Origin of the sequence: Campylobacter sp. LR291e, from assembly GCF_008633915.1 — a bacterium.
In the GTDB taxonomy this organism is placed as follows: Bacteria; Campylobacterota; Campylobacteria; order Campylobacterales; family Campylobacteraceae; genus Campylobacter_D.
In genome coordinates, this window is the sequence record NZ_VJNV01000035.1 from 153,657 (window position 1) to 167,354 (window position 13,698).

At 29.7% G+C, this 13,698-nt stretch carries 15 protein-coding genes and 1 pseudogene; 10 read left to right on the forward strand and 6 right to left on the reverse strand.

The window, feature by feature from the left end; translation table 11 throughout:
• Positions 1-6 precede the first annotated feature (6 nt).
• Entirely contained in the window at positions 7-1,029 is a 1,023-nt protein-coding gene (gene hemE, locus FMM58_RS08270) for a uroporphyrinogen decarboxylase (RefSeq protein ID WP_150140520.1), read from the forward strand.
• The gene (locus FMM58_RS08275) at positions 1,026-1,928 is read left to right on the forward strand and encodes a radical SAM protein (protein WP_150140518.1); all 903 of its coding nucleotides are present in this window, start codon (positions 1,026-1,028) and stop codon (positions 1,926-1,928) included. Before hemE ends, FMM58_RS08275 begins: the two co-directional genes overlap by 4 nt.
• A 4-nt stretch (positions 1,929-1,932) precedes the next feature.
• On the opposite strand, the gene queF is transcribed toward FMM58_RS08275, so the two are convergent.
• From queF to FMM58_RS08295, 4 genes are read right to left on the reverse strand one after another with little or no spacing between them, the layout of a single operon-like run.
• Complete coding sequence (queF, locus tag FMM58_RS08280) at positions 1,933-2,316, reverse strand: preQ(1) synthase (RefSeq protein WP_150140516.1); 384 nt, start codon at positions 2,314-2,316, stop codon at positions 1,933-1,935.
• 2 nt (positions 2,317-2,318) lie between these two features.
• Complete coding sequence (locus FMM58_RS08285; protein ID WP_150151197.1) at positions 2,319-3,551, reverse strand: glucose-6-phosphate isomerase; 1,233 nt, start codon at positions 3,549-3,551, stop codon at positions 2,319-2,321.
• Positions 3,544-4,365, reverse strand: coding sequence for a UTP--glucose-1-phosphate uridylyltransferase GalU (galU, locus tag FMM58_RS08290; RefSeq protein WP_150140512.1), 822 nt, complete (start codon positions 4,363-4,365; stop codon positions 3,544-3,546). Before galU ends, FMM58_RS08285 begins: the two co-directional genes overlap by 8 nt.
• Before the next feature lie 45 nt (positions 4,366-4,410).
• A complete protein-coding gene (locus FMM58_RS08295; protein WP_150140510.1) occupies positions 4,411-5,304 on the reverse strand; it encodes a DMT family transporter in 894 nt (297 codons plus the stop codon).
• 154 nt (positions 5,305-5,458) lie between these two features.
• Here FMM58_RS08295 and perR point away from each other — a divergent pair, with 154 nt between their 5' ends.
• The 8 genes and pseudogenes from perR to FMM58_RS08335 all read left to right on the forward strand — a co-directional run bounded on the left by perR (position 5,459) and on the right by FMM58_RS08335 (position 12,118).
• The gene (perR, locus tag FMM58_RS08300; protein ID WP_150140508.1) at positions 5,459-5,869 is read left to right on the forward strand and encodes a peroxide-responsive transcriptional repressor PerR; all 411 of its coding nucleotides are present in this window, start codon (positions 5,459-5,461) and stop codon (positions 5,867-5,869) included.
• Between the two features lie 50 nt (positions 5,870-5,919).
• Positions 5,920-7,119 (forward strand): hypothetical protein, encoded by a 1,200-nt coding sequence (locus FMM58_RS08305; RefSeq protein WP_150140506.1) that lies wholly within the window; start codon positions 5,920-5,922, stop codon positions 7,117-7,119.
• Positions 7,119-7,826 (forward strand): bifunctional demethylmenaquinone methyltransferase/2-methoxy-6-polyprenyl-1,4-benzoquinol methylase UbiE, encoded by a 708-nt coding sequence (ubiE, locus tag FMM58_RS08310; RefSeq protein WP_150140504.1) that lies wholly within the window; start codon positions 7,119-7,121, stop codon positions 7,824-7,826. The genes FMM58_RS08305 and ubiE overlap by 1 nt, the downstream gene beginning before the upstream one ends.
• Entirely contained in the window at positions 7,823-8,980 is a 1,158-nt protein-coding gene (xseA, locus tag FMM58_RS08315) for an exodeoxyribonuclease VII large subunit (protein ID WP_150140502.1), read from the forward strand. Before ubiE ends, xseA begins: the two co-directional genes overlap by 4 nt.
• 9 nt (positions 8,981-8,989) lie before the next feature.
• Positions 8,990-10,063 carry a phosphoserine transaminase gene (serC, locus tag FMM58_RS08320; RefSeq protein ID WP_150151203.1) on the forward strand — a complete coding sequence of 358 codons (1,074 nt, stop codon included), beginning with the start codon at positions 8,990-8,992 and terminating at the stop codon, positions 10,061-10,063.
• Between the two features lie 2 nt (positions 10,064-10,065).
• Complete coding sequence (locus FMM58_RS08325; RefSeq protein WP_150140498.1) at positions 10,066-10,773, forward strand: Fic family protein; 708 nt, start codon at positions 10,066-10,068, stop codon at positions 10,771-10,773.
• 7 nt (positions 10,774-10,780) lie between these two features.
• Positions 10,781-11,546: pseudogene (locus FMM58_RS08330) on the forward strand (DNA-methyltransferase).
• Positions 11,547-11,548: 2 nt separating this feature from the next.
• Complete coding sequence (locus tag FMM58_RS08335) at positions 11,549-12,118, forward strand: HNH endonuclease (RefSeq protein ID WP_190317977.1); 570 nt, start codon at positions 11,549-11,551, stop codon at positions 12,116-12,118.
• Here FMM58_RS08335 and FMM58_RS08340 read toward each other — a convergent pair.
• Both FMM58_RS08340 and FMM58_RS08345 read right to left on the reverse strand, forming a co-directional pair.
• Positions 12,115-12,510, reverse strand: coding sequence for a pyridoxamine 5'-phosphate oxidase family protein (locus FMM58_RS08340; protein WP_150140494.1), 396 nt, complete (start codon positions 12,508-12,510; stop codon positions 12,115-12,117). The genes FMM58_RS08335 and FMM58_RS08340 overlap by 4 nt on opposite strands.
• Positions 12,511-13,698, reverse strand: coding sequence for a replication-associated recombination protein A (locus FMM58_RS08345; protein ID WP_150140492.1), 1,188 nt, complete (start codon positions 13,696-13,698; stop codon positions 12,511-12,513). It abuts the gene before it with no gap.

Here is a 13,698-nt window from a genome sequence, read left to right on the forward strand (position 1 = left end):
AAAATTATGATTTTCGTAGATGCATGTTTTAAAAAAGAAACACCTTATACGCCTGTTTGGATGATGAGACAGGCTGGTAGGTACTTGCCTGAGTATATGCAAGTAAGGCATAAGGCAGGGGATTTTTTATCTCTTTGTAAGGATTATAAAAAAGCTAGTCAAGTAAGCTTGCAACCTGTTGAAATTTTAGGCGTTGATGCTGCTATTATTTTTTCTGATATCTTAGTTGTACCACTTGAAATGGGAATGAATTTGCGTTTTGAAAAAAACGAAGGACCCGTTTTTGAAAAGCCAATTAGCACAGAAAGTGATATAGAAAGGCTTGAAGTTGGAAACTGCGTTCAAAAGTTGCATTATGTTTATGATGCTATAAAATTAACAAGGGAAAAACTAGCAGAAGATAAGGCCTTGATTGGTTTTTGTGGGTCAGCTTGGACCATTGCTACTTATATGATTGAAGGAAGAGGTTCAAAAAATTATGCAAAATGTAAAAAAATGCTTTATCACCACCCTCACCTTTTACACGAACTTTTACAAAAGATAAATTTAGCACTTAAACTTTTTTTAAAAGAACAAATTAACGCCGGGGCAAATGCTATTCAAATTTTTGATAGTTGGGCAGGGGCTTTAGAAGAAAAGGCCTTTTATGAATTTTCTTTTCCTTATATGCTTGATATTGCAAAATTTATTAAGGATAAATATCCACATGTACCTGTTATTTTGTTTCCAAAGGGCATTAGTGGCTTTATAGATAGGATACATGGGAATTTTGACGTACTTGGCATTGATTGGAGTACGCCTTTACATGTAGTAAGGGATTTATTAAGCGATAAATACACACTTCAAGGCAATATGGACCCTTGTCGCTTATACGATAAAAGGGCTATTAAAAATGGGGTTGAAGAAATTTTAGAGATAATGAAAGGTAAGAATCATATCTTTAATCTAGGGCATGGAATTTTACCTGATATTCCTGTTGAACATGCAAAGTATTTTATAAAGCTAGTACAAGAAAAATCGCAAAGATGAAACTTGTCTTTGGACCTGTAAATTCAAGACGTTTTGGGCTTTCTTTAGGGGTTGATTTAAGCCCCTTTACTAAACAATGTAATTTTGATTGCGTGTATTGTGAGCTAAGCCCTAAAAAGCCTATGATTGCACAAAATCAAGTAGTAGAAGTAGATGAAATTTTAAAACAAATCAATGATACCTTAAAAAGTGGAGTAGAATTTGATTTTTTAACCCTAACTGCAAATGGAGAACCAAGCCTTTATCCACATTTAAAAGAGTTAATTCTATCCTTAAAAAAAAGCTTAAAGAATAAAAAAATTTTAATATTAAGTAATGGAACAGCTGTTTTAGATGAGAATAAATTTAATACCTTGCTTTTATTTGACGTGGTTAAATTTAGCCTTGATAGCGCAATACAAAAAACTTTTTATAGGATTGATAGGGCGTTAAAAGAGATAAATTTAGAACTTTTAATAAAAAAAATGGCTGATTTTCAAAGAACTTTCAAAGGCGAGTTAGTAATGGAAATTTTAGTAGTTAAGGGCTTAAATGATAATGAAAAAGAATTTTTAGCTCTCAATAAAGCCCTAGCAAAAATAAAGCCTTTAAGGGTTGATATAAGTTCAATTGATAGGCCTCCAGCTTATGCAGTAAAGAGGGTTAGTGAAGAAAGATTAAACGAATTAGCCACCCTTATAAACTCAGTGCCTGTTTTAATAGCAAAAAGAACTTATAATAAACAAAGCCTTGAATTTAGTAAGGAAGAATTGCTTAAATCCTTACACTTAAGACCACAAAGCGAACTTGATATAAATGCCCTTTTTAGCGATAAATCAAAACAAAATTTAGAACTTTTAATAAAAGAAGAAAAAATAAAAATTTTAGATTTAGCCGGGATTAAATTTTATAAGGCATAAAAATTTAAGGCACAATTAAATCACTTCTACACTCAATAATAGTTTTTACATTGCCTCTTGGATTAAAATCCCCTACTACCTTAATCCATTTTGGTTTTAATTTATTTTTCAATGTTTCATAAATTTCATTTATACTAGCCTCGTGGCTTATGTGTTTGTTTAAAAAAGAATTTATATAAAGCTTTAAGGCCTTTAACTCAACTACTAATTTATCTGGCATATATTCTAAATAAATAGTAGCAAAATCAGGGTAACCACTTCTTGGACATAAACAAGAAAACTCAGGCAGGGTAATTTTAATCAAATAATCGCTTTTCATGTCACTTGGCCAGGTTTCTAAATCCTTATCAACATTAAATTCTTTAATCTCTTTTTCACCATATCTCATAACTATCCTTTTTTAACGCCTTCTAATAAATTTTTAAGTATTAATTTTCCTATTTCAACGCCTGGCTGGTCATAGGTATTAATGCCAAGCATTATTCCACAAAGTGAAGTAAAAAGTTCATAATAATACATTAAATACCCACAATGCCACGCATCAAGCCTTTCAAGTTCTATAACATCCACGCTTAAATTTTCAGCTATTAAGGCATGCATAGTAGCATCACATTGGGCATTTAATAAATCATGCAAACTTACATTATTGCTTAAAGAATCTAAAAATTTAAAGCAAATATTAGGAATATGTAAGGATTTTGTAGAATCTTTAATCTTTAAAAAGGTTATAGTTTTATTTTTTGGTCCATCCATTATGAGCTGTAAAAAACTATGCTGGTCCCTTGCCCCTATTAATGCAATAGGCGTTAAACCTATCCTTTTATAGCCTTGCTTTTTACCAAGACTTTCAGCAATAAGCTGTATATACCACTCATTAAAGCCCTTAAAGGCATCACTATAACTAAATAATACATTGATATTTGCGTTTTTATGCGTACAATAATGATAAGCTTTTTGTAACAGCTCATCTTTTTTATGCTTAAAAAAATCTTCAAAACAAGCCTTAGCTCCTTGCAAAAGACTATTTGCATTATAGCCACAAAAACAAAGTGGCACAATCCCAACAGCTGAAAGTATGCTAAAACGACCCCCTACATTATTTGGGATAAAAAAGCATTTAATGCCTAAATTCTCGCTTTCTTTGTGTAGTTTTGAATTTATATCTGTGATAAAGACAAAGTATTTATGAAAATCTACTTCTTTTATATTAAAATGTGCGATAATTAATTTAAAAAGTGAAATAACCTCTATGGTAGAACCTGTCTTTGAAGTGATTAAAAAAAGGCTATTTTCAAGGCTAATTTGTTTTATGATCTCTAAAAAAGAATGAGAAGAGGTATTATCAAGTATAAAAAGTTTTCTATCATTTTGCTTTTCATCAAAAAGCATATCTCTTAAAGCCTTTACACCACAGCTAGAACCACCCATTCCAACTAAAACTATGTTTTTAATATGTTCTTTACCTTTGATAAATTCTAAGCTTTCATTAACTAAAATTTGACTTGTATCTGTTAAATGATAATACCCCACCTCCCCACTTTTTAACTCATCATTTATGCGACTTGCATAAGCACTTATTGTACTTAGTGGAAAATTATCAAAATAAAGGGTATTTTTAAACATTTTTTTTGTAAAAATAATTAGTAGCTTCTACAAAGCCATCAAGGCTTCCACAATCAAAACGTTTTCCTTGAAATTTATAAGCTAAAACCATGCCATTAGTAGCCTGTGCTAAAAGTGCGTCAGTTAGTTGAATTTCTCCACCCTTACCAGCTTTAGTATTTTCTAAAATTCCAAAGATATCAGGGGTTAAGATATAACGACCTATGATTGCAAGATTGCTTGGGGCTTCTTCAATGCTTGGCTTTTCAATCATAGAATTTACCATTATTAAATTTTCTTCTACCTCGTTTCCACTAATGATTCCATAGTTTCCAACTTGGTCCTTTTCAATCTCCATAACAGCTACTATCGTACAACGATATTTTTCAAAAATTTTAACCATTTGCCCCATTACACCCACACCTTCTTCATTAACGCATAAATCATCAGCCAAAACAACCCCAAAGGCCTCGTCTCCTACTAGAATTTTGCCCTTTAAAACAGCATCTCCTAAGCCTTTCATCTCATTTTGTCTAGTAAAGGTAAAAGAACAACGATTAATAAGAGTGCGAATTTCACTTAATAAATATTCTTTTTTAGTGCCTGAAATTTGGTGTTCTAACTCATAAGATATATCAAAATAATCCTCTAATGCTCTTTTGCCTCGCCCCGTAATAAAACCCATATTATCCATACCAGCTTCTAAGGCCTCGTCAACTCCATAGTGGATTAAAGGCTTTGTTAAAATAGGTAACATTTCCTTAGGTAGTGCTTTTGTTGCTGGTAAAAAGCGAGTTCCATAACCAGCAGCTGGAAAAATGCAAGTTTTAAGCATAATTTATCCTTATGAAAAATCTTTAAAAATTATAACAAATTTAAATCAATGTTTTATTTTCTTTGAAAAGATATTTATAAAGTAAATTGCTAAAATGGCAAAAAAACAACCTATTATAGTGCTTGTGCTTGGCACCTCATTAAGCACTATAAAGCTAATTAATAAAGCACTTATAGGCGTGATTAAAACAAAGGAATTTGCCTTTTTTGAACCAAGTTTATGAACGCCATAATAATAAATACTAGTACCAATTATAGTAGATAAAAAAGCCAAAGTAAACATAGCTAGCCAAAATTTAAAATCATAAGAAAAAATTTCATAGCTTTGTACTTTAAATAAAAGTGGACTAAAAATCAAAAAAGAAATGAGATTAACATAAAAATTTACACTTAAAGCGTTAGTACTGTTTGTTTTGTAAGTTAAAATTGTCCCACCTGACCAAATTAAGGCACAACATAAAAAAAGCATATTAAAGGGACCAAAAAGCTCGTTGAATTTGCTAATATCAAATAAAAAAAGCCCTGATATCAAGCCAAGGCAAAGTCCAAAAATTTCACTTTTTTTAAGTTCTATTTTTTCCTTTTTGATAAGCTTTACATGAAAGATAAAAAATAAATAAGAAAAAATAGGAATCATGGTATTTACAATCACTCCACCCCTACCAGATGCCCCGTAATTTAAGGCTGTAAAAAGCAATAAAACATAAAGGCTATTAAAAATTCCAGCCAAAAGAACCCATTTAAAAATATGTCTATCTATGCGAAGTTTAATTTTAAAAATAAATGCTAAAAAAATACTGCCTATAAAAACAAAGAAAAATCTCCATAAGGTAACTATATCAGCACTTGTATAGGATATTAAAATCTTAGAACTAGCCCAAGAACTACCCCATAAAAACATAGCCAAAACAAGCAAGAAAAAAAGTGTGTATTCTTTCATTTTTATACTTAATCTTAAAATTTAAGCTAGAATAATAGCAAAAATTTAATCATTCTTAATAAAAATTTATTAAAGGATAAAAAATATCTTTTAATATAAACTTATTTTAATATTTTTTCTATATCATTTTAAAATTAAAAAAAAGGTAAAAATTATGGAATTATTACAAATTTTAAAGTCTTGTGAGCTAAAGGCAACGCCTCAACGTCTTTGCGTTTTAAAGATTTTAAAAAGGCACGAACACCCAAATATAGATGAACTTTATAGTGAGATTAAAAAAGAGTATCCGTCTATTTCCTTAGCCACTGTTTATAAAAATCTTAATACCCTGCAAGAACAAGGCTTAGTAGTTGAGATAAATGTAGCCAATCAAAAAACTTGCTATGATATTTATGAAGAAAAGCACATACATATCATTTGCCAAAGTTGTGGGCATATTAGCGATATGAGTTTTGAAGAGGCTCAACTTGATGCTTATCAAGAAAAATTAGAGAAAAAAATAGGAAATTTTATAGAACACTTAGGACTTTGTGCCTATGTGAAAACTTGCAAAAAATGTCAATAAGCTTTAAGGAAAAAAGGTTAAAATAACGCAATTTATTTTAGGTTATTTTAATGGTTTATGAAATTCAAAAGATTTTTTTGCTTAATGATTTTTCTTTGATTACAAATTTAAATAAAGATGGAATTAACTTTAAAACTTGTAATATTAACTTTTTTTATACAAAAATTTCTAAAAATGAAAGTTTGAAATTTTACAAGATTGATGATAAATACTTTAAAAAACATATCTTTGAAGGCGATTTTTTAGAAGAAGAAAGAAACCAAATAACAAAAAAGGAATTTAAAGACGCTAAGAAAAATGCTCTTACAAAGCCTTTAAATAAAATAAGCTATATGTTTAATTTTTGTTCTTTTAAGGCTTTTATTGAAGTTTATGAGAGTTTAAATCTTTGTTTATTGCGTGTATTTTTTTCAAATTTAAAGGATAGTGAAAATTTTAGTTTGCCTAGTGAATTTAAGGCAAAAAAGAAATTAAGCTTAAATGAGTTTTGTTCTAAAAAATTAAGCTTATATGGAAATGAGTTTATAGACTTTGACATAGACAAATGCTTTAAAATAATAGAAAAAAATCAAAATTTCACCCTAAATTTTCCAAGTTCAATTAAGGCCTTTGATGGTTTTAGAATCTTTTTATTTTACCTTTTTAAAAAGCTTAAATTTTTTTGGAGTACTTCTTTGCAAGAAAAAAAAGAAGAAGATTTTGCAAATTTGCAATTATACGCAAAGAAGCTTTTTATCGTTCTTTCAAGCTTTGATGATATCTTTGATAAAAGATTAAGTCAAAACTTAGCACTTAAATTTAAAGACCTAGCTCAAAAAACAAAAAGCATTTTAAATCAAAATGAAAAAAAAGAAGAGGCCCTGCTTTTTTTGCTAAGTTCTGATAATTTAAATGACTTATTTAGTGATTTTGATACCTTTATAAAAGAGGGTTTGTTTTACGAGGGACAAAAAAAGGATTATTTTTTTAAGAATTTAATAGCCTTGCAAATTCGTAAAAAATTGATTATTTTCAAAAAGACCCTTAAGGATGATATAAATTTTGACCTAGAATTTAAATATAGTGAGTTAAAAATTTTACTTGAATTTTTTGCTTATTTTTTTGATTTAAAAAGTTTAAATAAACTGCATAAAAAATATTTTTCAAAAAGTATGAAAAAATTTTTAAATAAAATGCAAACTAGGCAAGATAAGTTTTTTACTCTCATTAGCAAAACAAATAAATATTTAAGAATTTACAAGGGACTTTAATGCAAAAGCAAGATAAAATCATACAAATGTTTAATCAAATCGCACCGACTTATGATAAAGCAAATAGAATTTTAAGTTTTGGCATTGATATAAGTTGGAGAAAAAAGGCTTGTAATAGGGTCTTAAAATTATATGAAAAAGATGATTTACATATCATAGATGTAGCCTGTGGAACGGGGGATATGATAGCCATTTGGCAAGAAAGTGTAAAAAAATTAGGTAAAAAAATAAGTTCTTTACGTGGAGTTGACCCAAGTAGTGCTATGTTAAGTGTTGCAAGTAAAAAATTTGAAGATATAGAATTTATCGAGGCTATGGCACAAAATTTACCTTTAAAAAGCGAAAGTGCTGATATTATGAGTATAAGCTATGGAATTCGCAATGTTGTAGATAGAAAAGAGGCCTTAACTGAATTTGCCAGGGTTTTATCAAAAAATGGAATTTTTTTAGTATTAGAGTTTACAAAACGCGAAAAGGGTGGCTTTATAGCTATGTGTAGGGACTTTTATCTAAAAAATATTTTGCCAAATTTAGGTGCTTTTATAAGTAAAAATAAAAATGCTTATGAATATTTGCCAAATTCCATTGATGAATTTTTAAGTGAAAATGAATTTATCGAAGAACTTAAATCAATAGGCTTTGAAATTTTAGAAACTAAAAATTTTAGTTTTGGCATAAGTTCTATGTTTATAGCGAGAAAAAAATGACAGTTAGTGAGCTTAATCAAAGGGCAAAAAGCTACTTAGAATCAAATTTTAATAACATAAATTTACAAGGCGAGGTTTCTAAGTTTACAATCCATTCTTCAAATCACTGGTATTTTACCTTAAAAGATAAAGAATCTAGCATTAGTTGCGTAATGTTTAGTTCTCTTAATTATAAAATGGATTTTGTACCTAGTATTGGTGAGTTATTAGAACTTAATGGAAAATTGAGTGTTTATCCAGCAAGTGGAACCTATCAATTTGTAGTTTCACATATACAAAAGGCGGGCAATGGCGAGTTAGAGGCTCGTTTTTTAGCCCTTAAAAAAAGATTAGAAAAAGAAGGGCTTTTTGAGAAAAAACAAGCCTTGCCAAAATTTCCAAAAAGCATAGGAATAATTACTTCAAAGACCTCGGCAGCATTGCAAGATATGTTAAAAATCATAAGGCAAAAAAATAATTTTTTATCAAAAATTTATATTTTTAACTCCCTAACTCAAGGAAACGAGGCCCCAAATTCTTTGATAAAAGCACTTCAAAAGGCTGATAATTTTAATCTTGATTTAATCATTATAGCAAGAGGAGGAGGTAGCAGGGAAGACTTATTTTGCTTTAATGATGAAACTTTGGCTAGAGAAATTTTTAAGGCTAAAACACCTATAATTTCAGCTATTGGGCATGAGATTGACTATGTGATTAGCGATTTTGTAGCTGATTATAGGTCACCAACTCCAAGTGCTGCTATAAATGTGGCAATTACTTCAAGGGATGACTTAGAACAAGGCTTAGATTTAATGTATAATAATTTAGACAATGTTTTTAAAATTTTCATTAAAAAAAGAGAAAGTGAACTTGCAAATTTATGGAAATTTTTCAAGGTTAATTCTTTGCCAAAGAGTATACAAGCACAATTAAACTACAATGAAAATTTATTTAAACAAATGAAATGTGCAATAAATAACAAGCTTAAACAAACAGAATTTAAACTTGAAAGCTTAGAAAATGCCTTTTTGCAATATGAAAGCTTTTTTAAAAAAAGCAAGGATTTAATATCCATTACAAAAAATGGCAAGGTGCTAAATTTAAGTAAGTTAAAAACAGGCGATGAGATAGAACTTCACTCACAAAATGAGCATAAAAAGGCTAAAATTTTATAAGGAGAAAAGATGAGAAAAATTAATTTTAGTGCAGGTCCTTCTACCCTGCCAGTTAGCATTTTAAAACAGGCACAAGAAGAATTATTTGATTATCAAAAACAAGGTTTTTCTATAATGGAGATTAGCCATAGGACAAAAATCTTTGAAGAGGTGCATTTTAGTGCTATGCATGGGGCTAAAAAATTATATGGCTTGGGAGATGATTATGAAGTGCTTTTCATACAAGGAGGTGCTAGTTTACAATTTGCCATGGTGCCTATGAATTTAGCAAATAATGGCGTGTGTGAGTATGCAAACACTGGCATTTGGACTAAAAAGGCCTTAAAAGAAGCAAGTATTTTAAATATAAATCACAATATAGTAGCAAGTAGCGAAAATGAAAACTTTAGCTATATCCCTGAGATTAAATTTAGCGATAATGCTGATTATGCTTATATTTGTTCAAATAACACTATATATGGTACCCAGTATAAAAACTTGCCTCAAACAAAGGCTCCCTTAATCATAGATGCATCAAGTGACTTTTTCTCAAAAAAACTTGATTTTAAAAATATCGGTCTTTTATATGGAGGGGTGCAAAAAAACGCTGGAATTTCTGGCCTTGCTTGCGTTATCATTAGAAAGGATATGATTAAAAGATGTAAAAATAAAAATATACCAAGCATGTTAAAATACTCAACTTATAGCGAAAATCAATCCTTATTTAATACCCCGCCAACCTTTGCTATTTATATGTTTAATCTTGAAATGAAGTGGCTTTTATCAATAGGTGGACTTGATAAGATTAATAAAATCAACGAAGAAAAGGCTAAAATGCTTTATGATTGCATAGATGAAAGTAATGGCTTTTATAAGGGTCATGCTAGAAAAGATAGTAGGTCTTTAATGAATGTTAGCTTTAATATACCAGAAAATAAAGACTTAGAGGCAATCTTTGTAAAAGAAGCAGAATATAATAACATGATAGGATTAAAAGGACATAGACTGCTTGGTGGCATTAGGGCTAGTATTTACAATGCCTTAACCTTGCAAGATGTAAAAACACTATGCGAATTTATGAAAGAATTTGCTAAAAAGGCTTAAAAATGAAAGCTGTTTTAACTACCTTGCTAGAAGAAAAAAAGCTTTTTATAAAAAATTGTTTGTATGATTATACACAGGTAAATTTTACCTATCATTCTAATAAGATTGAGGGTTGTCAGCTTGATTTTTATCAGGTGGCTGAGCTTTTTGATAAGGATTTTTTTACTAGTGATAATGCCCAGATTATTAAATTAAACGATATTTTTGAAACTATTAATCACTTTAAAGCCTTTGATTTTATACTAGATAATATCACAAATAATCTAAGCATTGAATTTATAAAAGAACTTCATTTTATAATAAAGCAAAATTGCTACAATGCAAAGGTTATAGGTGATTTTAAGCAGTGCGAAAATATAATGGGAAATATTAGAACCACCCCTGTAAAACTCGTACAAGCCGAGCTTGAAAAGCTTTTAGATGAGTATAATAAAAAGCAAATAGACTTAAATGGTATAATAGATTTTCATTATAAATTCGAACGCGTACACCCCTTTGAAGATGGCAATGGCAGGGTAGGACGTTTGTTAATGTTTAAAGAATGTCTAAAAAATAATATCATGCCCTTTATTATAAAAGATGAGATTAAAACGCTTTATTATAGGGGTTTAAGCGAGTATATTAATAATAAAAATTTTTTAAGACAAACTTGTTTATCTTGTCAAAATGATTATAAGATTATTTTTAAAGAATTTGAGATTATAGAGTAATTAAGTAATAAAACCATTTTTTAGCTTTGAAAATATATTTCTTTATAATGATAATGTTTTAAATAAAAATCTTATATCGCCAAATTTGCTTGATTTAATCATTACCTCCCCACCTTATAATGTAGGCATTGAATATGGCTTAGATGATGATACAAAGGATTATAATGCTTATTTAAAATGGTCTTGCAAGTGGATTAAAAATTGTTATTTTTGGTTAAAAAGTGGTGGTAGATTTTGCCTCAATATACCCCTTGATAAAAATAAAGGAGGCCAGCAAAGCGTGGAAGCTGACCTTACTCAAATTGCTAAAAAAATAGGTTTTAAATATCATAGTAGCATTATTTGGAACGAAGGAAACATTTCAAGGCGTACGGCTTGGGGAAGTTGGCTAAATGCTAGTGCACCTGATGTTATAGCACCTGTAGAACTTATAGTTGTACTTTACAAAGATGAATGGAAAAAGCAAAATAAGGGGATAAGTACTATAACAAAGGATGAATTTATGGCTTGGACAAATGGCTTATGGTGTTTTAATGGAGAATCTAAAAAACGTATAGGACACCCAGCACCCTTTCCAAGAGAACTTCCAAAAAGGTGCATAAAGCTTTTTTTCATACAAGAATGATTTAGTATGCGACCCATTTAGTGGAAGTGGTACTACAATGATAGAAGCCTATAATAACGATAGGAAATTTATAGGAATTGAACTTGATGAGAAGTGTTGCAAGTTATCTAAGCAAAGATTTGAAAATTCTATGCAAATAATTAAATAAAAATGTCTCAACTTGATTTAATAATGGAATTTTTTAAAAACAACCCAAATAAAAATTTGCATACCCTAGAAGTAGTTGATTGGGTTAATAAAGAGTGGTTAAAACGAACCGGTAAAATTTTTCGCGACCCTGATAGAGGAATTAGGAGTTTATATCAAAAGGGATATTTAAAAAAGATTGATAAGGGAATTTATAGGTATGACCCAAATTCTATAAATTTGCGTAATGATTTAAAAGATTTTAGCCCAAAACTTAAAAAACAAATTTTAGAACTAGATAATTATAAATGCATGGTTTGTGGAATGAGCATAAAAGAAGGGGTAGAACTTCAAGTAGCCTACATTAAAGCTAAGGATTTAGGTGGCACAACGCTACTAGAAAATGGGCAAACACTTTATTCAAAACATAATTTTTTAAAGAAAAATTACAAACAAACAGAACTTGGCAAAAAAATATTTATAAGAATGTTAAAAAATGCTAAAAAAGCAGGACATAACAAACTTATAGCTTTTTTAGAAGACATTTTAAAGGTTTATGAAAAACATAATATTGATACACACATTTCAAGCTAAAACTCAAATTTTTGAATTTCTAAGCCCTTATGAAGTTCGGCTTTAATGTGAGTTAGATAAAAAACAGCAAAATTTATATCTTTTGGGTCTTTAAAGCGAGTTTTATTTTGATTGATAAATTCTTGTTTTAAGCTTAAATCATCGCTAAATTTAATCTTAGCATGAAGTCTAAGCCATGTAAAATCCTTAGCGCAAACACAAATACATATAAAGGGATTTTGACAAAGTTGTTCATGCATTGCCTTATTTTTATTCATACAATAACAAAGCTTATTTTTTATTAATAAAAAACTCCCAATAGGTCTTGAAATAGGTTTTTTATCACTACTAGTACTTAGAATTTGGATAGGATTTTCTTTTAAAAACGAAGTAATTATTTCCAATGAATTCATTTAATCTATGCCTTGATTTTTCATAAAAAATAAATTATCCAAAAGCCTTGACTCATCGCCCTTGCCCTTGCTTTTATAAAAACGAATATCCTTGCTTATGTATTTTTGATTAACCCAGCCTCCAAAATCGTGAGGATAAAGGTATTTTTGCTTTTGAGGGCTATTATTATCAAGATAGGCTGGAATTTCAAGTGCTTTATTGTTTTTTACAAAATTTAAGGCCTCATCAATTCCCATATAACTTGAATTTGATTTTATAGCACTTGCAAGATAAACCACGCATTGACCTAGTAATATTCTAGCCTCTGGATAGCCTATATTTTTTACGCCTATTAGGGTATTAATGGCTAAATTTAAAGCGTTTGTATCTGCGTTTCCTATGTCTTCACTTGCAAAAATTACCAAACGTCTAGCTATAAAATCAGCACTTTCCCCATCATTTATAAGTCTAGCCAAATAATACAAACTCGCATCAACATCACTTCCTCTCATGCTTTTAATGAGAGCTGATATTAAAATATAATGCGTATCCTTACTTGAAACACCCTCGCTTTGCATAGTAGGACGCAATCTTTTAAGATTTGCAAGGCTTATGTGCCTGTCATCAAAAACTAGCACAAATTCAAGCAAATTCAATACAGCCCTTGCATCTGCACTCTTTAATAAAAATTCCCTTGCATCTTCATCCATGCTAAAATTTAATTTATTTTGTACCCTTAAAAGTAGTTTTTCTAAATGCGTATAATTTAAGGGCTTAAATTCAAAAAGCATACTCCTACTTCTTATGCCTGAACTTAGCACAAAATAAGGATTTTCCGTACTTGCCCCTATGATAATGAAGCGATAATTTTCCATAGGGATTAAAAGCATTTCTTGTTGAGTTTTGCTAAGTCTGTGAATTTCATCTATGAAAATTAAGGGCTTATAAAGGCTTTCGCTATAACGATTTATGATAGTTCTTAGGCTTTCAAGCTTAAAATTTCCTCCATCAAATTCGTAAAAATCAAGCCCAAAGGCATTAGCGACAACTCTAGCAAAGGTAGTTTTTCCACAACCTGCAGGACCAAAAAAAATGCTATGAGGAAGTTTTTTCATATCAATAAATTTTTCAAAAACCTCAACCAAGCTTTCCTGTCCTAAAATTTCATCTAAATTTTTAGGTCTAAATTCAAGGGCTAAACTTGTCAC